We start from the raw sequence: 19,675 nt of genomic DNA on the forward strand, positions 1-19,675 counted from the left end.
GGACGAGGGGCGCGGAGGAGGGGCGCTCAGAGCACCGCGGCGTCCTTGAGCGCGAGGATCGCCTCCCAGTCGTAGCCGAGTTCCAGAAGCACCTGCTCGGAGTGCTCGGCGTGCTCGGGGGCGCGGGTCAGGTCCGGGACGCGCTCGTCGAACTGCACGGGCGCGCTCATCAGCCGGACCTCGGTGCCGTCGTGGTCGACGGGGACGGCGTAGCCGTTCGCGGCCACCTGGGGGTCGTCGGCCGTCTCCCGCATCGTGCGCAGCACCTCCCACGGGGCCTCGAAGCCCGCGAACCGGCGCCGCCAGTCGGCGAGGCCGCGGGCGGCGAACACGGACTCGAGCTCCGCGACGCACGCGTCGTAGTTCGCGGTCCGGGCCTTCGCGTCGGCGAACCGCTCGTCGTCGACGAGGTCGGGGCGGTCGACATGCCGGCACAGGCCGGGCCACCAGCGGTCCGACTCGATCATCATCAGCGCGATCCAGCGGCCGTCGGACGTCCGGTACCCGCGGGCGATCGGGTTCGCCGACCGGCCCGACTGCACGGGGAACTCGCGTTCGAGGCCCCAGCTGTAGAGGATCGCGCTCGAGTGCTGCCACAGCGCGGTGCCGAGCAGGGAGACGTCCACGAGCGCCCCCTCGCCCGTCCGCTCCCGGCGGAACAGCGCGGCGGCGATCCCGAACGCGAGGTTCATCGCCCCGGCCTTGTCGCCGAACGCGGGCGGCTGCGGCAGCGGGCGGTCGGCGTCCGGCGCGGTCAGCGCGGACGCGATCCCGCCGCGCATCCAGTACGAGGTGAAGTCGTACCCGCCCCGGTCGGCGTCCTCGCCGCGCGGGCCCTGCCCGGTGGCGCGGGCGTACACGATGCGCGGGTTGCGGGCCCGGACCGCGTCCTCGTCGAAGCCGAGCCGCTTCCTCGCGGGGCCCCGGAAGTTCGTCACGAACACGTCCGCGCGGTCGACGAGCTCCATGAGCAGCCCCCGGCCGCGCGGGTCGCGCAGGTTCAGCCCGACGCTGCGCTTGCCCCGGTTGGTCTGCGCGGTGACGATGTTGACCCCGCCGAAGGACGGGACGACGCCGGACGACGCGAGCCCGCGCTGCGGGTCGCCGGCGACCGGGTCCTCGATCTTGATGACGGACGCGCCGAAGTCGGCGAGCACGGCGGCCGCCGCGGGCGCGAACGTCCACTGCGCGACCTCCAGCACCCGGACGCCGTCGAAGACCGGCGCCTGGGGGACCGGCGCCGGGGGGCCCGCCGCCCGCTCGGCCGGGCTCATGCCGGCCGCGCCGCGGCGCGGTGCGCGGGCCGCGCGACCGGGGTGGGCGGAATGGCGTGACCGAATGGCTCTGCCCGCATGGTGGTGTCTCCTCGAAGGGGGTGGCCGCAAGCGGCGCGAGCACGGCGCCGATCGCGGCTTCGTCGGGGCGAACGAAAGTCACCGTAACCAGTAGAAGTGCATATGTCCATAGGTAGAAGCCGCTTCTCCGATAGCAATCCGCCAAGGTGATCAAGCCGCTGGCGCCCGCCGGTGGGTGGTGTCCGGACTAGCGCGTTGACCTGCCCAGGATTATGGAGAAGCTCATTCTCTTGACGCGGTAGTCGCCGCCGCTTATGGTGAGCCCACCCGACCTATCGCCCGCCCGACGCGGCGCCGAGCGCTCGCGGGTGTCTTTTCCGGCCATTTCCCGCACATTCCTCTGCAACCCGAGAACCGCGCACGAGCACTCATACGGAGGCGCCGAATCATGGGCCAACTGGACGGCAAGGTCGCGTTCATCACCGGAGCCGGCCGCGGGCAGGGACGCTCGCACGCGGTGCTGCTCGCCGAGCACGGCGCGGACGTGATCGCCGTCGACATCGGCGCCGACATCCCGACCGTCCCCTACCCGATGGCGACCCCCGACGACCTCGCCGAGACCGCCCGGCTGGTCGAGGCGGCCGGGCGGCGCTGCGTGACCGGACTCGCCGACGTCCGCGACATCCGCGCCCTGGACAAGGCGCTCGAACACGGCATGGCCGAACTCGGCGGCGTCGACATCGTCCTCGCCAACGCGGGCGTCCTGCACAGCGACCGCACCGAGACCACCCTGGAGCAGGCCGCCGCGCGGTGGGACGACGCCGTGGGCGTGATGCTCACCGGCGTGTTCAACACGCTCAAGGTCGTCCAGCGGCCGCTCGTCGACCAGGGGCGGGGCGGCGCGATCGTGATCACCGGGTCGACGGCCGGCCTCAAGGGCATGACGGACGGCTCCGGCGGCATGTCCGGCTACAACGCGGCCAAGCACGGCGTCGTCGGCCTCGCGAAGGGGTTCGCGCGGCTGCTCGGCCCGCACAACGTGCGCGTCAACGTCGTCCACCCCACGGCCGTCGACACCTACATGATCAACAACCCGCACTCGCCGATGACCTCCGCGAGCGGCGCCGCCGCCCTCGCCCGGGTGCTGCCGGTCGACCGCCTCCAGCCGATCGACGTCAGCCGCGCGATCCTGTGGCTGGTGTCGGACGCCGCGTACGCCGTGACCGGCGCGGCGCTCCCCGTCGAAGCCGGCGTGAGCCTCTGATGACCCCCCGCTCCTACGTGGACGGCGCCCGCGCCGGCTCCGGGCCGCCGCTGCGGGTCGAGAACCCCGCCGACCTGTCCGCGGTCGCCGACGTCCCCGCGGCGGAGCCCGCCGACTTCGAACGGGCCGTGCACGCCGCCCGCCGCGCCTTCGACGGCGACTGGTCCCGGACGCCCGCGGCCGAGCGCGCCGCCCTCGTCCTGCGGTTCCTGGACGCCCTCGAAGCGCGCCGCGCGCCCCTCGAGGACACGATCGTCGCCGAGACCGGCGCGCTCGCCGCGTCCGTCCGCACCCTGCACGTGAGCGGCGCGATCGCGCAGGCCCGCGACGCCGTCCGGCTGCACGCGGCGCTGCCCGCCGAGGAGCACAACCCGGTCCCGCTGGACGCGCTCGTCACCGGCGGCCGCGTCGCCGCGAGCGTCCTGGCCTGGGAGCCGCTCGGCGTCGTCGCCGCGATCCCCGCCTACAACGTGCCGCTGTTCCTCGCCCTGTGGAAGACCGTCCCGGCGCTCCTCGCGGGCAACACCGTCGTGCTGCGGCCGAGCCCGCTCGCGCCCCTCGCCGTGCTCGCGGTCGGCGAGGCCGCCCACGAGGCCGGGTTCCCGCCCGGCACGGTGAACGTGCTGGCCGAGCCGGGCAGCGCGGGCGCCGAACTGCTCACGACGATGCCGCAGGTCGACGCCGTGTCGTTCACCGGCTCGGCCGCCGTCGGCGCGGCGATCGCCGCGCAGGCGGCGCCCACCCACAAGCGCGTCATGCTCGAACTCGGCGGCAAGTCCGCCGCGATCTACCTGCCGGACGCCGTCGACCGCGCCGCCGCCGGGATCACGACCGTCATGCGGGCGATGGCGGGCCAGGGCTGCGCCCTGCAGACCCGCGTGCTCGTCCCCGAACACCTGAAGAAGCGGGTCCTGGACGACGCCGCCGACGCCGTCGCCGCGCTCCGCCTCGGCGACCCCCGCGACCCGTCCACCGAGGTCGGCCCCCTCGTCAGCGCCGCGCAGACCGCCCGCTGCGCCGAGCACGTCGCGGCCGCGCGAGCACACGGCGGACGCGTCGTCGCGGGCGGCCGGGCCCGGCCCGACCTCGGCGGCCACTTCTTCGAGCCCACGGTCGTCGACCTCGCCGACACCGCCAACCCCCTCGCCCAGGAGGAGACGTTCGGCCCGGTCGTCTCCGTGCTCGGCTACCGCGACCCCGACCACGCCGTCGCCCTCGCCAACGACACCGTCTACGGGCTGTCCGGGGCGGTGTACGGGCCCGCGGACGAGGCGCTCGCCCTCGCCCGGCGGGTCCGCGCCGGGACCGTGTTCGTCAACGGCGGCTACATCGGCGCGTTCGCGTCCTCCGGCGGCCGCCGGCACAGCGGCGACTGGCGCGAGCGCGGCCGCGAGGGCATCCGGGCCTACCAGCAGGCCAAACACGTCACGGCCGTGAGCGCCTGACCCCCCCACGGGAGAAACCAGATGCTAGACGAGATCGCCCGGCTCGACCCGATCAAGATCCGCACCCTCTTCGACACCGGCGGCGAGTACCGGCGCTCCCGGTCCGGCGGCGACTTCGCCGTCGACTTCCACGCCGGGCTGCGCCGCGCCCGCGAGACCGGGCCCGTCCACGAGGGGACGGTCGAGCAGGTGCTCGGCCTGCCGCACCCGGCGCCCGTCGCCGGACGGGCGCGGCCCGCGGCGGTCTTCTCGGTGTTCGACTACGCCACCGCGAACGCCGTGTTCCGCGACCCCGACACGTTCGGCTCCGAGGCGATGCAGAGCACGTTCGACACGTTCGGGCGCAACATCCTCGGCATGGGCGGCGCCGAGCACGCCCGCCACCGCGCGGTCGTCCAGCCGTCCTTCAACCGCAACATGATGCGGTGGTGGGCCGACCGCTGGATCGACGGCATCACCCGCACCCTGCTCGACCGGATCGAGCCGCGCGGCTCCGCCGACCTCAACCTCGAGTTCTGCGCCCTGCTGCCGCTGCTGACCATCACCGGCAGCTTCGGCGTCGGCATGGACGACACGCTGCGGCTCCGCGAGCTGATCGAGCAGATGATCGGCGCCACCGTCGAGCGGGACGACCGGATCGCCGCCGCCGCCGAGGCGGGGGACATCCTCGGGCCGGTCATCGCCGACCGCCGCACCGCGCCCCGCGACGACCTCATCAGCAGGCTGCTCAACGAGACGATCCGCGACGAGGACGGCACCCGGCGCGGCCTCACCGACGCCGAGATCCTCGCGTTCGCCCGGCTGATCCTCACCGCCGGGTCCGGGACGACCTGGCGGCAGCTCGGCATCACGCTGTGGGCGCTGCTGAACGCCCCCGACCAGCTCGACGCCGTCCGCCGCGACCGCGCGCTCGTCCGCAACGCCATCGAGGAGTCGCTGCGCTGGGAGGTCACCGACCCGACCTTCTACCGCACCGCGACCCGCGACACCGAACTCGCCGGCGTCCCCGTACCCGCGGGGTCCCGCGTCGCGCTCTGCCTCACCGCCGCCAACCACGACCCGGACCGGTGGGACGACCCCGAGCGGTTCGACGTGCACCGCCCGCTCCGCCCCCACCTGTCGTTCGCCGGCGGACCCCACGTGTGCCTCGGCATGCACCTCGCCCGCGCCGAGATGGCCGTCGCGCTCAACGCGATCCTCGACCGCCTGCCGAACCTGCGCTGGGCCCCGGACGCCGCCCGTCCCGTCCTCATGGGCCTGCACTGGCGCGGCCCGAGCGACCTCCCGGTGGTGTTCGGATGACCGACCGCGCCGACACCGACCCCACCGACACCGACCGCACTGAAGCCGCCGCCATCTGGGTCACGCCGGAGACGTGCGCGGGCACCGGCATGTGCGGCTTCTACGCGCCGGACACCTTCGGGCTGGACGACGACGGCAGAGTGACGATCCTGGACGAACGGGGCGACCCGCCGGCCGACGTCCGCAACGCCGCCGAGGCGTGCCCCACCCGCTCGATCCGTCTCCGACCGTAGGAGCCGCCATGCGAACGATCCCCAGCGAACTCGCCGAACGGTACGAGGCGGAGGGATGGTGGACGCGCGACACGATCGGCGACCTCCTCCGGCGCGGCCTCGACGCCGCGCCGGACACGGTGTTCCGCGTGCACTCGTCCGTCCGGCCCTGGTCCGGGACCTTCGCCGACGTCGAGCACCTCGCCCGCCGCCTCGCCGGCGGCCTCCGCGACCGCGGCGTCGGCCCCGGCGACGCCGTCGCGTTCCAGCTCCCGAACTGGATGGAGGCCGCCGCGGCCTTCTGGGCGTCCTCCTTCCTCGGCGCCGTCGTCGTGCCGATCGTCCACATCTACGGCCCCAAGGAGGTCGGCTACATCCTGGACGCGGTGCGGCCGAAGGCGTTCGTCACCGCCGAGCGGTTCGGCCGGATGGAGTTCGACCCCGCCGTCAGCGCGTCCGTCCCGCACGTCGGCGTCGTCGGCCGCGACTTCGACGACCTGCTCGGCGACCCGTTCCCCGGCGTCGCCCCCGTCGACCCGGCGGGCCCCGCGCTGATCACGTTCACCTCCGGCACCACCCGCGACCCCAAGGGCGTCGTGCACAGCCACCAGACCCTCGGCTGCGAGGCCCGCCAGCTCTCCGACCGCTACCCGCCCGAGATGGCCCGGCAGCTCACCTCCGCCCCCGTCGGCCACTTCATCGGCATGGTGAACGCCTTCCTCGTCCCCGTGCTGGACGGCACCCCGATCCACCTCGCCGACGCCTGGGACGCCGGCCGCGTCCTCGCGCTCATGGACAGCGACGACCTCATCGTCGGCGGCGGCGTCCCGTACTACATCACGAGCCTGCTCGACCACCCCGACTTCGCCGACCGGCACCTCCGCCGCATGAAGTACGCGGGCCTCGGCGGCGCGCCCGTCGCCACCGCCGTCACGTCCCGCCTCACCGACCTCGGCATCACCGTCTACCGCTCGTACGGCAGCACCGAGCACCCCTCCATGACCGCGTCCCTGCACACCGCGCCCCGGGACAAGCGGCTGCACACCGACGGCAAGGCCCTGCCCGGCGTCGAGCTGCGCCTCTCCGACGACGGCGAGATCCTCAGCCGCGGCCCCGACCTGTGCCTCGGCTACACCGACGAAGCCCTCACCGAGCGGGCCTTCGACGCCGACGGCTGGTACCGCACGGGCGACATCGCGGTCATGGACGACGACGGCTACATCACCATCACCGACCGCAAGTCCGACATCATCATCCGCGGCGGCGAGAACATCAGCGCCCTCGAGGTCGAGGAGGCGCTGCTCGCGCTCCCGTCCGTCGCCGAGGCCGCCGTCGTCGCCGCGCCGGACGCGCGCCTCGGCGAGCACGCGGCCGCGTTCGTCCGGCTCAAGGACGGGCCCGCCCCCACCCTCGACGACGTGCGCGGCCACCTCCACCGGACGGGCCTCGCCCGGCAGAAGTGGCCCGAGGAACTGCACGTCGTCGACGACTTCCCCCGCACCGCCAGCGGCAAGGTGCAGAAGTACGTGCTGCGGAACGAGGTCAGGGCTCGATGAGGCCGACGCGGATGGCGTAGCGCAGCAGCTCCAGCCGGTCCTTCATGCCGAGCTTCGTCAGGATGTTGGCGCGGTGCCGCTCCACCGTCTTCACGCTGATCACCAGGATGCCCGCGATCTCCTTCGAGGAGTGCCCCTCGGCGACGAGCTTCAGCACCTCCTCCTCCCGCGGCGTCAGCACGTCGTCGGACCGTCCCGTCCGGGCCCGGTCGAGGTACGTGCGGATCAGCGTGCCGACCGCGCCCGCGTACAGGAACGGCTCGCCGCGCATCGCCGCCCGGCACGCCGCGATCAGGTCCCGGTCCGCGAGCGTCTTCAGCACGTACCCGGCCGCGCCCGCCTTCAGCGCCTCGAACAGGTACTGCTCGTTGTCGTGCATGGTCAGGATGAGCACCCGCAGCCCGGGGAACGCGCGGGTCAGCTCGCGGGTCGCCTGCAGCCCCGTCATCCGCGGCATCGCCACGTCCAGGACGGCCAGGTCGGCCTCGACCCCGCCGCGCAGCAGGGCGATCGCCTCCGCGCCGTCCCCGGCCTCGGCGACGACCCGCAGGTCCGGCTCGCCGTCCAGGATCAGCCGCACCCCGCGGCGCACCAGCGCGTGGTCGTCGGCCAGCAGGATGCGGATCACGGCAGCCCCTCCGGAACGTGCCGGCGCGCCGGCACGAACAGCGTCACCCGGGTGCCGCCGCCCGGCGCCGCGTCCAGCGTCAGGGTGCCGCCGACCAGCAGCGCGCGCTCCCGCATCCCGCGGATGCCCGCGCCCTCCCGGGCGTGGCCGAGCCCCTTGCCGTCGTCCTCCACCCGCAGCAGCACCCCGCCCGGCTCGCCCGCCGGGGCCAGGCTCAGCTCGACCGCCGACGCGTCCGAGTGCCGCGCGGCGTTCGTCAGCGACTCCTGCGCGATCCGGTACAGCACCAGCTCCACGTCCGGGGCCAGCGCGGGCAGGTCCGGGTGGAGGTTCCGCTCCACGCGCAGGACGGTGTGGGCGTCGAACTGCGACACCAGCGCGGCGAGCGCGCTCGCCAGCCCCAGATCCTCCAGCACGTCCGGACGCAGCCGGCGGGCGATCCGCCGCACCTCCTCCAGGCTGTCCCGCATCGTCTCCTGCGCCACCCGCATCTCCTCCCGCAACTCCGCCGGCGCCTGACCCGTCAGCCGCTTCAGGTCCAGCAGCAGCGCCGTCAGGCTCTGACCGATCTCGTCGTGCAACTCCCGCGCGATGCGGCGCCGCTCGTCCTCCTGCGCCAGCAGCACCCGCGCGGTGCTCGTGCCCCGCTCGTCCTCCAGCCGCTCCAGCATCCGGTTGAACGCGTCGATCAGCGTCGCCACCTCGCCGCTGCCGGTCACCGCCAGCCGCTGCCCCGGACGCAGCAGGTCCACGGTCTCCATCAGCCGGATCAGCTGCCCCAGCGGAGCGAGCCCCCAGCGCAGCAGCGCCGCGTTCGCGACCAGCATCGACGCCAGCCCCGCGGCGAGCACCAGCGCCTCCGTCAGCCGGATCGGCACCGACACCGTCCACGGACCGACCATCAGCAGGACCGTCGCCACCGTCCCCACCAGGGTGTTCAACCAGAAAACACGCCAGAACAGCCGCATCCGCACCCCCTCCGCTTCCCATTGTCGGCGCCCGCGGCCCCGCCCGTCCGCCTACACCCTCCGCCGTCCGTAAATGGGTGCCGCCCCCGATGGTGACACCCGCGACGGCCGCCCAAGGTGGAAGGGAGACGGCCATGAAAGACGGCAGTGAGGAGGACATTGATGCTGCTGGACAGGACGGACCTGCCCAGGACGGGCACCTCGTTCACGTTCACCACCTCCGCCGGGCAGCGCGCCGGCGTGGTCGCGCACCGCGACGGCCGCCGCGACCTCGTCCTGCACGGCCCCGACGGGGTGGAGCGGACGATCGCCCTCACCGACATCGAATCCCGGACCGTCGCCGAACTCCTCGGCGCCTCCGCCGTCGCCGACCGCGTCCCGCACCTCGAGCTCGCGCACCTGGAAGCCGTCCACATCCCCGTGCCCGCCTCGTCGCCCTACGGCGGCCGCCGCCTCGCGGACCTCCGCACCAAGGCCAGCGTCGTCGCGATCCTCCGCGACGGCCGCACGATCGACGCGCCGTCCGGCGACGTCCGGCTGCGCCACGGGGACGCCCTCGTCGCCGTCGGCGCCGAAGCCGCGATCCGCGAGCTGCGCAGATCGCTCGACCACTGAGGGGAGGAACCTTGGCCCGCGACAGCACCGTCCCGCAGGTGCACCTGCCGCTCACCGGCTGGACCGTCCGCCTGGACGACGCGCACCTCGTGGTGAACCCGGGGGGCTCTCCGCTCACCCACCACGTGCTCGCCCAGCCGATCCTCGGCGCGCACCGCGTCCGGCTGGCCCGCCCGTTCGGCCCGTCCGCCGTCGACACGGTCACCGTCGCCTACGGGACCGCGCCCGGCACCGTCGTCCTGGCCCGGCACCGCCCGTGGCGCCCCGCCCGCCTCCACGAGGTCCGGCCGGTGATGCTCGCCGACCGGGTCTGGGTGGTCGAGCAGCCGGGGCGCTACGACGAGGTCCGGGTGGGGGACGCCGTCCGGCTGCTGTGACTCAGCGGGTCGCCCGCCCCTGGCACCGCACGCAGTACCGCGCGTACGGCAGGATCTCCAGCCGTCCCGCGGGGATGTCCTGCGCGCATCCCTCGCACCTGCCGTACGCCCCCTCGTCGACACGGCGCAGCGCCCCGTCGATCTCCGCGAGGCTCTGCCGCAGGTTCTCCGCCCGCGAGTAGTCCGCCGCCTCGACCTCCTCGAGCGGCGTCCGGTCGATCTCCTCCTCCAACGCGACGAGCTGGGCCTCGCGCTTGCGCCGCTCCTCCTCCAGCCGCCGCCGCACCTCGCGCGTCGCCGAGCCGTCCGACACCTCGTTCGTCGTCATGTGCCATTCCTTCCGATGGTGAGCGGAGCACGTCCATTCACCATCGGCGATCGGAACCCCCGGCGACATCGGTGCTGACACCCATTTCCGGCGGGCGCCGGCCCCCGGACGTCCGGGCGGTGGCGGCGACCGCCACCCGGTCGCCGCCGCCCGCGTCGCGCAGCACGGCCCGCGCGAGACCGCGCCACAGGTCCGCGGTGGCGACGACGGGCCCGACGCGGGCCGCCGCCAGGTAGCGCAGCGCGAGCGACTCCACCGCGGCGCCGGGCGCCAGGGACAGCACGGCCTCCTCCGCGGCGAGGGCCAGCAGCCCGCCGTGGACGGTGTTCGAGGAGTTGAGGCCCTCCTCGGACCGGGGCAGGACCACCGTGCCCGGCTCCCGGCGCACGCATCCCGCCCGCTCGGCCAGCGGCGCCTCCAACCGTCCCGCCGGCGCCGGAGCGTCGACGCCCAGCCGCTCCGGCAGCCGGACCGCCGGATCGGGCGCGGCCATGAACGAGGCGGCGCCGAAGCCGAGCGGCGCGCCGCCGGCGGCGAACTCGGCCTCCGCGACGAACACCGACCGTCCGGCCTTCACGACCCGGGCGACGCCGCGCACCTCGCCCGCGGCGGGCGCCGGACCGTACAGGTGGACGTCGAGCTCGATGGTGACCGGGACGCGCGGGGCCATGGTGCGCGCGGCGAGCAGCCCGGTCAGGTGGTCCGTCCACGCCGCCAGGACGGACGTCCGCAGGCGCGCGGTCCCCGGCGCGTGCAGGTGCGGCGTGACCGCCCCGGTGCCGTGCAGTTCCCCGCCGTGCGACCGCACCGCGAGGCCGAACTCCGTCAGGATCCGGCTCCGGCCCTCCCAGGCCGCCTCCGCCCGTCCCATGCGCCCTCCATGACATCATGATTCCCCCACTGGAGAATCATGTTCTCACGTGGGCGTCGGACCCGCGCACCGGCTCGGCGGCCCAGCTGGCCAGCAGCCGCAGCCCCTCCTCGGACTCGCTGCCGGGCTCGCCGCCGTAGACGACGAGCGTCAGGTTGTCGGCGGGCAGGTCCAGCGACTCGTACGTGAGGTGCAGCTCCCCGACGACCGGATGGTGGAACGGCTTCGCGCCGATGTGGTGCTGCCGCACGTCGTGGCGGGCCCAGCGGGCCCGGAAGTCGTCGCTGCGCGTGGACAGCTCGCCCACCAGCTCCGTCAGCTCCCTGTCGAAGGGGTCCCGGCCGGCCTCCGCCTGCAGCAGCGCCACGGTGTCGTCCGCCGCGCGGTCCCAGTCGCCCCAGAAGTCGCGGGAACGTGCGTCGAGGAAGATGAACCGCGCATGGTTCGGGACGGCCCCCCGCGCGGCTTCGATCATGGGCGCGTAGAGCGCGCGCCCCAGCGCGTTCGCGGCGAGGATGTCGCCCCGGCCGTTCATGACGACGGCCGGGTCCGCCATGCCGTCCAGCATCCGCCGCACCGTCGGCCGGACCCGCTGCGGCGCCGACCGCCGCCGGCGGCGCGGCCCCGGACCGGCGGCCCGGGCCAGGTCGTCCAGATGCGTGCGCTCCTCGTCGTTGAGCCGCAGCGCCCGCGCCAGGGCGTCCAGCACATGGTCGGAGACCCCGGACAGGTCCCCGCGCTCCAGCCGGGAGTAGTACTCCACGCTCACCCCGGCCAGCTGCGCGACCTCCGCCCGCCGTAGACCCGGCACCCGGCGGGCGCCGTACGAGGGCAGCCCAGCCTCCTGCGGGGTGATCCGGCCCCGCCGGGAGGTCAGGAACTCACGGACTTGGCTGCGCTGGTCCACGCCCCCAGGCTAAGCGCCCGGTTTCGCCGCAGGGGTGCCCTGCCAGTACACCTGTCAGCAGTACCTTCCCCCAGTCCGCCCCAAAGCGTTCCATTGGGAGCGACCCCGAAAGAGACAGAAGGAGCTTCACCTTGCGCGTTCACGCCTATGCTGCACCGGCCGCCGGACGGCCGCTGGCCCCGACGACCATCGAGCGGCGTGACGTCGGCCCGAACGACGTGCTCATCAAGATCGAGTACGCAGGCATCTGCCACTCCGACATCCACACCGTCAACGGCGACTGGGGCGCCCAGCCGTTCCCCGTCGTCCCCGGCCACGAGATCGTCGGCACCGTCGCCGCGACCGGCGCCGACGTCACCCGGCACACGACCGGGGACCGCGCCGGCGTCGGCTGCATGGTCGGCTCCTGCGGCGAGTGCGCCAACTGCCGCAACGGCGACGAGCAGTACTGCGTCGAAGGCATGATCCCCACCTACGCGGGCACCGACCGGGACGGCACCACCACCCAGGGCGGCTACAGCACGCACGTCGTCGTCGACGCCGACTACGTCCTCGCGGTCCCCGACGGCCTCGACCCGGCCGCCGCGGCCCCCCTCCTGTGCGCCGGCATCACCACCTACTCGCCGCTGCGCCGCCGGGGAGCCGGCCCGGGCCGCCGCGTCGCCGTCGTCGGCCTCGGCGGCCTCGGCCACATGGCCGTCAAGCTCGCCCACGCGATGGGCGCCGAGGTCACCGTCCTCTCCCAGTCGCTGAAGAAGCGCGAGGACGGCCTCCGCCTGGGCGCCGACCACTACCACGCCACCGCCGACCCCGACACCTTCAAGCAGCTCCGGAACAGGTTCGACCTCATCATCAACACCGTCAGCGCCCCCATCGACGTCGACGCCCACCTCCGGCTCCTCGCCGTCGACGGCGCCCTCGTCAACGTCGGCGCCCCCGCGAAGCGGCTGGACCTCAACGTGTTCAGCCTCCTCAACGGCCGCCGCTCCTACGCCGGATCGATGATCGGCGGCATCGCCGAGACCCAGGAGATGCTCGACTTCTGCGCCGAACACAACATCGGCGCCGACATCGAACTCATCTCCGCGGACTACATCAACCAGGCGTACGAACGCGTCCTCGCCTCGGACGTCCGCTACCGCTTCGTCATCGACGTCGCCACCCTCGGCTGACCCGAAGGTCCGGTCCCCGCCCGGGGACCGGACCTCCCGGCAGCCGGGTGCGGCCTCCTGCCGCGTCACTCCGCCGTGGAGCCGCCGCCCGCCACGATGTCGTCGGAGAGCGGCAGCACCACGGCGGCGATCTCGGCGATCGTCCCCTCCGGCACGCCCGCCTCCGCCAGCGCGGCCACCAGATGCTCGGCGACCCGGTCGAAGTGCTCCCGCTCGATCCCGAGCCCGCGGTGGACGTCCTTCATCGTCCTGCCGCCGTACACCATCGGCCCGCCGAGCGCCTGCCCGAAGAACTCGACCTGGCGCCCCTTCACCTTGTTGAGGTTCGTCCCGACGAAGAACACCGCCAGCACGTCGTCGGCGAGGATCCGCTCGTACAGCGAGTCCACGACCGCCGTCAGCCCCTCCTCGCCGCCGATCGACTCATAGATGCCCATCCGCCCTCCCAGCGTCCAGACGTCCGCGCCCCACCGTTATTGGCACCTCGCCAATAGCGCCCACACTACGACGATCACCCCACCCCCGCCAGCCCGCATTCCTCCGACGTGCCACGATCGAGCAAAGCGAGGAGGGCGGCACGGTTTGGAAGTGTTCGCAGTGTGGGCGACCGTCGGGCTCTGTGCATGGGGCGTAGTCGCCGGCCACCTATGGCTCGCGCGCCGTCACTACCCATGGCTGGTGCGCACAGCAGGACCGGGCATCCCTCAAGCCGTCGTTGTCACGCTGGCGGTCCACACGACGGGCATGCTCCTCTTCGTGGCCGTCGCAACCTCGCTCCACCATCTGGACGCGCGGTCTGTACCGACCTGGCTCGCCGCCTGCCTGTTCGTGTTGGCCGGCATGGCTTACGCACCCCTGGCAGGACTGGCTTTCCCGAACCGCAACCCCCCGTACTACGAGCACATCCGACGGCCTCTGAAAGAAGCGGGTGCAACGCCCGGACAAGAGCGCGCGGTCACTTGGGTGAGCGCACCACTGGCACTGCTCGGCACCGGAGTCCTCATGACGAGCTCGGTAATCCTGCTCGCATCATGACGCCAGCCGGCAAACCACCGACCAAGCACGATGCAAAGGCATCAAGAAACTGAGCAACAGTCACGGTGGTGTCGACCATCCGGCGGATGCCGGAGAAGGCGGTACGCGACCAGGCATCCATCACCTGGTCGGCTGCGGCGGTGAGGAGGACTCGGCCCGCCGCAGCCGCGCCGAGTTCGCCCGCCACCCATGGCGGTGACCGTGATCGCGATGGTCGTCGGCGGCACCGACATGGCACGAATGGTGACGCCGCGGCTCAAGTCCATTGGTCCGGACGACGTCAGCCCCAGGACCGATGCCCTCGTGTTCCTGGAGGCGCCGGACGGTGCGACCGCCCACCGATCATCTGAACCAAGTGATCACAACCGCGCCCGCCGCCGACACGACGGCCGCTGTGAGAGCGGCATCCTGAGCCAGTCGAAACGTGACAAGCGAGTGGCAAACGATCCGTGGAAGGGGTGCCCAAGATCGTCCTGCAGGGCTTTGACCTGGGGAAAGATTGGAGCGGGCGACGGGAATCGAACCCGCGTAGCCAGTTTGGAAGCGGCACTTGAACACTTCCCAGAGATCACGCCTGACCCACTAAACTGCAGGTCAGAGGCTGTTTCGCATGCCATCATGTCCTCGCCGATGTCGCTCGGATTTCCATGATCCAGTGACAAATGAGTGACAGATGATCTTGCTCGGGGGGCTCATGGGTTTCACACACAAACGCAAGGGACCGAACGGCGCCCGGTACCAAGCGCTCTACGACGACGCCCGAGGCATCCGCCAGACGGCCGGCACCTTCGCCACCCGCAAGGAAGCCGACCGAGCCTGGCAACGAGCCGAGACACGCATCGCCGAAGGCAAAGCAGGCGACCCCCGCCGAGCCCGCCAAACCTTCCGCACCTACGTCGAAGAGCGCTGGTTCCCGAACCACCGCATCGAGGCATCAACCCATCAGGACTACGCCTACGCCCTCGCCGCCCACGTCATGCCGTACTTCGGCGACATGAAGCTGCGGGACATCACCTCAGAGACCGTCCGCGAGTGGATCACGCACCTCAAGAAGCGGGGCGCCTCGGCCTACAGCATCAAGTACTGCAAGACGGCGATCCTCAACGCCATCTTCACCACCGCTGTCAACGACGGCATCCTCGTCTACCACCCCAGCCGCGGCGTGAAGACCGACCCCATCCCCGAAAAGCCGCGTCAGATCATCACCGCCGAGCAGTTCGCCCGCATCTACGAGGCACTCCTAACCCCGGACGCCAAGCTCCTCGTCGAGACCGACATCGAAAGCGGCCTCCGCTGGGGCGAACTCACAGAACTACGCGTCAAGGACCTCGACTTCGCCACCGGCATCCTCACCGTCAGCCGCGCAGTCGTCCAACTCGTCCGCAAGCACCACCCCGAAGGCCGCCGATTCCTGGTCAACGACCACCCCAAGGGCAAGCGCTACCGCCGCCTCAAGCTAAGCCCCCAGATCGTCGCCAAGCTCAAGGCCCACGCGGAAGCGAACAAACCTGACCCCGGACGACCTCTTCTTCAGCCGCCGCCCCAAGCCGCCCAAGCTCGAACTCGTAGACCCCGAGTCCCTCACCTTCGAAGCCTTCAACGGCCGCACCTACACCCACGGCACGATCACGGCCTACAACCTTGGCAAGTGCAAGTGCGACCACTGCCGAGCCGCTACGCCGCATACCGCGCCAAGCGCCGCGCCCAGGGCAAGGACAACCCCCGCAACCCCCGCAACCCCCGCGTGGACGACGACGACCCGCACATCCCCGCCTCCTGGTTCCGCAACCACTGCTGGCACCCGGCCCGAGAGGCAGCCGACCTTGGATGGTCACCCCGCATCCACGACCTCCGCCACGCCCACGCGTCCTGGCTCCTCGCCGGAGGCGCAGACCTCCAGGTCGTCAAGGAGCGCCTCGGCCACCGCAAGATCTCCACAACCGAGCGCTACCTCCACACCCTCCCCACCGCCGACGAAACCGCCCTGGAAGCCCTAAACAAGATCCGAGCCCCTCAGAACTTTCCAGAAGCGGCCCCGGACCTCGAAGCCCAACTGGAGGAGGCCCAAGCCAAGATCGCCAAACTCCAGGCAGTCGTAGCCGATCAGCTGGTCGCCCGCCACACAGACGAAAGGCCGAACCTGCGCTCCGTGTAGCGCCGATCGGATCCCCGGTGGCCAAGGCTCGCGTCTATCTCATGGCGGACGACGACGACCGCGAACGCATCCGTGCCATTCAGGACGAGACGACCTCCAAGGTCAAGGTCCAGCGATGGTGCGGAGCCGCTTACAACCTCGGGGGAGGCGCACCGAAGGTACTCTGCCTACTAAGCACTCGTACGACCCGAGCGGAGGCACCAGGAGCCATGCCTGCGATGACTCTCCCATTGCCGTCCGGTGACACCTGGACTCGGGCGGACTACGAGGCGCTACCCGAAGACCTTCCAGTACGCGTGAGCCTCATCCACGGAGAACTCGTCGTGAGTCCACGGCCCCGCCCGATCCACCAGCGCATCGCGCGGCGTCTGGCGACCCAGATCGAAGACGCAGCCCCCGACGCCTGGCAGGTCGACACGGACGTGGACGTGCTGTTGGACGACGACGAGACGGAGCCAGTCGAGATCGCCCCCGACATCGTCGTGTACTCGGCCGAACACGACCCATACGAACGCCCCATCCACGCGGAGTCCGTCACCCTCGTCGCCGAGGTGGTGTCACCGTCGACCAAGCGCAAGGACCGCCGGATGCAGCCGGCCCTCTACGCAGGAGCCGGGATCCGGCACTACTGGCGAGTGGAAACCGACCAGACCGCCCCCGCGTTCGCGGTCTATACCTACGAGCTGGACGACGCGACCGGGGGATACGTAGCGACCGGCGTCCACCACGACCGCATCACCGCAACGCAGCCATTCGACCTGGACATCGACCTCAAAGCCGTCCACGGACGCTGACACCAACCGAACCGACACCCGACATACAAATGGTCTCCAGAGTGGCTCCGGGCAGGCCATGCCCAGCGACTGATGCGGACGCAGGATGTTGTATCCGACCACCCAGCCCGCCCCCGTCGTCGGGGCCGCGGACAGGTCGTCGAACGGCACCGCGTCATTGAGCAGCCCACGCTGCAACGTCCGGTGGAACCGCTCGACCTTCCCGGTCGTGGGCGGTGGGCGAGGCTGGCCGATCCCGCCGCGCCGAACCACTCGCCCGCCCAAGCGTTGAAACCTTGCCCAAAACACAGCACCTAAGCCCACGGACGCCCGAGAAGATCGCCTGTCTACTCGAATTAATAGTGATGTCGACCGTCTTCACGGAAGTGAATCTCATGCTATGGCGCCTGCTCATCACCAATCGTTCTAAATGATTCGAACATTGACCTGACTCGCTTAAGGGCCATCCCTAGGGCGAGTAGAATTTGCACTGCCAGGAAAACGATGATGCAGCTAAACCAAGTATTTATGGGTTTGCTTGTATCGGCAAACATGGCGATCCCGCCAAGAAGTGCACTCAGGCCCAGCCCCAACAGCACTGCATATGAGGCGTTGGCCCTAAGTTCATCAGCGACTTGGGCGACGCTGGGCCCGGTAAGTATATTCGCGCCCTTATCTATTGCGCGCATTGTTAGGTCGAACAGTAGGACAAATACATTGAAAGTGAGACCCGTGAGGATGGCGATCGCGCTGAGCACTTCGGGTACATGTTGAACGCCGCTGCCTGTTGCATAGACAATGATCGAACAAACTGCGGGTATGCCAAGAAATTGCAGAAGCCCCCAGAAGTCCATCTTTTGACTTCCTTGGGCATCATGCTTATATAGGGTTGCATAGTGGTCCAAAATGATCGCCACTACTGAAAACTTACTTCGCCTAGCTCGCCGGCGCAGGGTCATCGACCTCATCCCTCCAAGGAGCTGGCAGGATCGTGGATAGTGCATCTGGAGTCCACGTGCCAGCATCCCACGAGGCACCGACAGGAATGCCGAGCACTCGGGCGAGGGCGACCACGCTCTCCCTCACCTCTCGGTAGAAGGTCTCGTCATCGGGCCGTGCAACCCCAGGCAGGTCGTAGATAAAACTGGGAACCTTGTCTGAGGTGATAGTCAGAGTCGTCTGCCTGTGGCCGGAATCGAATCCGATACTAAGTTCACTGAAGTCATGCCCACCTATGGTGAGGAGTCGATTACGCGCTGCATCGTCGTCTTTAAATCTAGATACGAGGTTGGTTACTATGCCGCTGATCGACTTATCCGGCGTTATCTTCATCTCAAGTCGTCCTGCGCTTCGGGATGCATCGGGGAATGCAACTGCTTCCGCGATGTCGATCGGAAGGCCGCTGCGACGAAGTGTAATAGCCTTAACGGCAGCCTTCTCCAGGTATTCTTGAAGGGCGCGCTCGTCCACAACCGCATCAAAGTCCACTATGAGGCGAAGGTTTTCTTTGACGACTTGCTTTATGGCGGTCGTAAGTAGAGTTTTGGAGCTATGGTGTCCTTGGACTTCGACAACAAGAAGTCCTCTGTCTGAGTTCCTGGGGGCCACAATAAGCCCTCGAAACTCGTTGGACTCGATATGATCCGTCGTTCGAGTAAAGACGGGTTCCGTTGAACCGGCTTCGTAAATTTTGGAGTCAATGCCGCTGCGGCCCGGTTCCATGCGGAACTTTACGGTACGTCCGAGGCCCTCAATGGCCGAGATTCGGACATGCTTACGCTTCTCTGTGCGAGGGTGAGCCTCAATGCCTTTGAGTGCTCCGAAGAGGACTGCGACAGCATCACGTTGCTCGCCCAGGTTTCCCAGTTGCAAAAGCTCAGTCGGAGACCCGAACTTGTGGATCGCAAAGGTGTACACCATGTAGCCATACTTCATACGATCTTCACCTCCAGTCTCGGGGGTCTCAGTTGGCCGCCCCGAGGTGAATCGGACATGCAGTTATAGTTGAAAAGCGAACCCTCAGTGGGCTCGGCTAGGCGGCCGAGGATGTTTGCCGAAGGTTTTACAATTTACACCTGCAATTCGTCGAGTAATACTCCTTTGGCAGATTGTACTTGGACGTGTCTCGGCGCGGATTGTGCGAGCCATCATCAGGGGATTGGGCGTGCGCTTACCAGGGGCTGCGCGCCCCCATGGACCCCTGGTGGACCGAAGTGCTCGTTCGCACGTGGCCGCTCTTGTCGGGGTGAGATCGTTCGTGTGAATGAGTACTTCGGAACGTTTGAGGCTGGTTGATCAGTTTGGGTGGCCGTTAAAGCCAAAGAATGGAAAACGAGCTCGGCAAGGCACTGCTTGGTCAATGCCCCTACTGATCTCCACGCTTCGATTGATGGCGACGAAGATTACAGTCTGGACGATGTTTTGCACGAGCCTTTCGTGTGAGTCCGGTCCCTTCTATTCCCCCCGGCGTCACTGTTACCTCTACGGTACTTGGCCTGTGTACTCTGCGAGTCTGTCATGGTGGACGATCATGGCCTCATATGGCCATCTATAAGGTCGAAGGCGTACAACCCAGGCCAAGCCGGGACTTGCTTCGCTTCCCGCCGGGCGAATTGTCCGGATTGCCTGGTATGCGTCGCGAGAGTGGTAGCGAGCGAGATGCGCCTTGCTCGCGCAGGTCAGCGAGCTGCGGTCGTGCAACTCGCGTGCAATTAAGGAGGGTGATCAAGGGGCGTGAGCGGTCACTCACGGGCAGGCGAACGGGATAGGTCA

Annotated in this window: 20 protein-coding genes and 1 pseudogene; 11 read left to right on the plus strand and 10 right to left on the minus strand. The window is 70.1% G+C overall.

Going from position 1 to position 19,675, the window contains the following annotated elements; translation table 11 throughout:
- Window positions 1–26 precede the first annotated feature (26 nt).
- Window positions 27–1,274, minus strand: coding sequence for a CaiB/BaiF CoA transferase family protein (locus tag DMH08_RS15330; protein WP_125614960.1), 1,248 nt, complete (start codon window positions 1,272–1,274; stop codon window positions 27–29).
- 469 nt (window positions 1,275–1,743) lie between these two features.
- Here DMH08_RS15330 and DMH08_RS15335 point away from each other — a divergent pair, with 469 nt between their 5' ends.
- From DMH08_RS15335 to DMH08_RS15355, 5 genes are read left to right on the plus strand one after another with little or no spacing between them, the layout of a single operon-like run.
- Window positions 1,744–2,559, plus strand: coding sequence for a mycofactocin-coupled SDR family oxidoreductase (locus DMH08_RS15335; protein ID WP_026404316.1), 816 nt, complete (start codon window positions 1,744–1,746; stop codon window positions 2,557–2,559).
- Window positions 2,559–4,004 carry an aldehyde dehydrogenase family protein gene (locus DMH08_RS15340; RefSeq protein WP_051301173.1) on the plus strand — a complete coding sequence of 482 codons (1,446 nt, stop codon included), beginning with the start codon at window positions 2,559–2,561 and terminating at the stop codon, window positions 4,002–4,004. The genes DMH08_RS15335 and DMH08_RS15340 overlap by 1 nt, the downstream gene beginning before the upstream one ends.
- A 21-nt stretch (window positions 4,005–4,025) precedes the next feature.
- Window positions 4,026–5,306 carry a cytochrome P450 gene (locus DMH08_RS15345; RefSeq protein WP_125614963.1) on the plus strand — a complete coding sequence of 427 codons (1,281 nt, stop codon included), beginning with the start codon at window positions 4,026–4,028 and terminating at the stop codon, window positions 5,304–5,306.
- The gene (locus tag DMH08_RS15350) at window positions 5,303–5,539 is read left to right on the plus strand and encodes a ferredoxin (RefSeq protein WP_125614966.1); all 237 of its coding nucleotides are present in this window, start codon (window positions 5,303–5,305) and stop codon (window positions 5,537–5,539) included. Before DMH08_RS15345 ends, DMH08_RS15350 begins: the two co-directional genes overlap by 4 nt.
- A gap of 8 nt (window positions 5,540–5,547) precedes the next feature.
- Entirely contained in the window at window positions 5,548–7,074 is a 1,527-nt protein-coding gene (locus tag DMH08_RS15355) for an AMP-binding protein (protein WP_125614969.1), read from the plus strand.
- Here DMH08_RS15355 and DMH08_RS15360 read toward each other — a convergent pair.
- Entirely contained in the window at window positions 7,061–7,702 is a 642-nt protein-coding gene (locus tag DMH08_RS15360) for a response regulator (protein WP_026404320.1), read from the minus strand. The two genes, DMH08_RS15355 and DMH08_RS15360, sit on opposite strands and share 14 nt — an antisense overlap.
- Window positions 7,699–8,670: a HAMP domain-containing sensor histidine kinase gene (locus tag DMH08_RS15365; protein WP_026404321.1), complete on the minus strand. Its 972-nt coding sequence runs from the start codon at window positions 8,668–8,670 to the stop codon at window positions 7,699–7,701. The genes DMH08_RS15360 and DMH08_RS15365 overlap by 4 nt, the downstream gene beginning before the upstream one ends.
- A 162-nt stretch (window positions 8,671–8,832) precedes the next feature.
- Between DMH08_RS15365 and DMH08_RS15370 the strand changes: the two genes are divergently transcribed.
- A complete protein-coding gene (locus tag DMH08_RS15370; RefSeq protein WP_034519853.1) occupies window positions 8,833–9,285 on the plus strand; it encodes a cation:proton antiporter regulatory subunit in 453 nt (150 codons plus the stop codon).
- A gap of 11 nt (window positions 9,286–9,296) precedes the next feature.
- Window positions 9,297–9,662 carry a hypothetical protein gene (locus DMH08_RS15375; RefSeq protein WP_026404322.1) on the plus strand — a complete coding sequence of 122 codons (366 nt, stop codon included), beginning with the start codon at window positions 9,297–9,299 and terminating at the stop codon, window positions 9,660–9,662.
- 1 nt (window position 9,663) lies between these two features.
- On the opposite strand, the gene DMH08_RS15380 is transcribed toward DMH08_RS15375, so the two are convergent.
- From DMH08_RS15380 to DMH08_RS15390, 3 genes are read right to left on the minus strand one after another with little or no spacing between them, the layout of a single operon-like run.
- A complete protein-coding gene (locus tag DMH08_RS15380; RefSeq protein WP_051301175.1) occupies window positions 9,664–9,990 on the minus strand; it encodes a TraR/DksA family transcriptional regulator in 327 nt (108 codons plus the stop codon).
- Between the two features lie 37 nt (window positions 9,991–10,027).
- Window positions 10,028–10,861 carry a hotdog domain-containing protein gene (locus DMH08_RS15385; RefSeq protein ID WP_125614971.1) on the minus strand — a complete coding sequence of 278 codons (834 nt, stop codon included), beginning with the start codon at window positions 10,859–10,861 and terminating at the stop codon, window positions 10,028–10,030.
- 37 nt (window positions 10,862–10,898) lie between these two features.
- Window positions 10,899–11,768 carry a helix-turn-helix domain-containing protein gene (locus DMH08_RS15390; protein WP_125614974.1) on the minus strand — a complete coding sequence of 290 codons (870 nt, stop codon included), beginning with the start codon at window positions 11,766–11,768 and terminating at the stop codon, window positions 10,899–10,901.
- 131 nt (window positions 11,769–11,899) lie between these two features.
- Here DMH08_RS15390 and DMH08_RS15395 point away from each other — a divergent pair, with 131 nt between their 5' ends.
- Window positions 11,900–12,940 (plus strand): NAD(P)-dependent alcohol dehydrogenase, encoded by a 1,041-nt coding sequence (locus tag DMH08_RS15395; RefSeq protein ID WP_125614978.1) that lies wholly within the window; start codon window positions 11,900–11,902, stop codon window positions 12,938–12,940.
- A 65-nt stretch (window positions 12,941–13,005) separates the two neighbouring features.
- Here DMH08_RS15395 and DMH08_RS15400 read toward each other — a convergent pair whose 3' ends face one another.
- Window positions 13,006–13,377 (minus strand): group I truncated hemoglobin, encoded by a 372-nt coding sequence (locus DMH08_RS15400; RefSeq protein ID WP_125614981.1) that lies wholly within the window; start codon window positions 13,375–13,377, stop codon window positions 13,006–13,008.
- A 241-nt stretch (window positions 13,378–13,618) separates the two neighbouring features.
- On the opposite strand from DMH08_RS15400, the gene DMH08_RS15405 reads away from it, so the two are divergent.
- The 3 genes from DMH08_RS15405 to DMH08_RS15415 all read left to right on the plus strand — a co-directional run bounded on the left by DMH08_RS15405 (window position 13,619) and on the right by DMH08_RS15415 (window position 16,924).
- Window positions 13,619–13,975, plus strand: a complete 357-nt coding sequence (locus DMH08_RS15405) for a hypothetical protein (RefSeq protein WP_158642313.1) — start codon at window positions 13,619–13,621, stop codon at window positions 13,973–13,975.
- 673 nt (window positions 13,976–14,648) lie between these two features.
- Window positions 14,649–16,130: a tyrosine-type recombinase/integrase gene (locus DMH08_RS15410; RefSeq protein WP_233617610.1), complete on the plus strand. Its 1,482-nt coding sequence runs from the start codon at window positions 14,649–14,651 to the stop codon at window positions 16,128–16,130.
- A gap of 41 nt (window positions 16,131–16,171) precedes the next feature.
- Entirely contained in the window at window positions 16,172–16,924 is a 753-nt protein-coding gene (locus DMH08_RS15415; protein WP_125614987.1) for a Uma2 family endonuclease, read from the plus strand.
- A 60-nt stretch (window positions 16,925–16,984) separates the two neighbouring features.
- Here DMH08_RS15415 and DMH08_RS42795 read toward each other — a convergent pair.
- From DMH08_RS42795 to DMH08_RS15430, 3 genes and pseudogenes are all read right to left on the minus strand, one after another.
- A pseudogene (locus tag DMH08_RS42795) lies at window positions 16,985–17,227 on the minus strand (integrase core domain-containing protein); the annotation flags it as partial.
- A 74-nt stretch (window positions 17,228–17,301) separates the two neighbouring features.
- Window positions 17,302–17,820, minus strand: coding sequence for a hypothetical protein (locus tag DMH08_RS15425; RefSeq protein WP_125614990.1), 519 nt, complete (start codon window positions 17,818–17,820; stop codon window positions 17,302–17,304).
- Window positions 17,821–17,839: 19 nt separating this feature from the next.
- Window positions 17,840–18,838: a hypothetical protein gene (locus DMH08_RS15430; protein WP_125614993.1), complete on the minus strand. Its 999-nt coding sequence runs from the start codon at window positions 18,836–18,838 to the stop codon at window positions 17,840–17,842.
- Window positions 18,839–19,675: the final 837 nt, after the last annotated feature.

This window comes from Actinomadura sp. WAC 06369 (assembly GCF_003947565.1).
Lineage (GTDB): Bacteria > Actinomycetota > Actinomycetes > Streptosporangiales > Streptosporangiaceae > Spirillospora > Spirillospora rifamycini.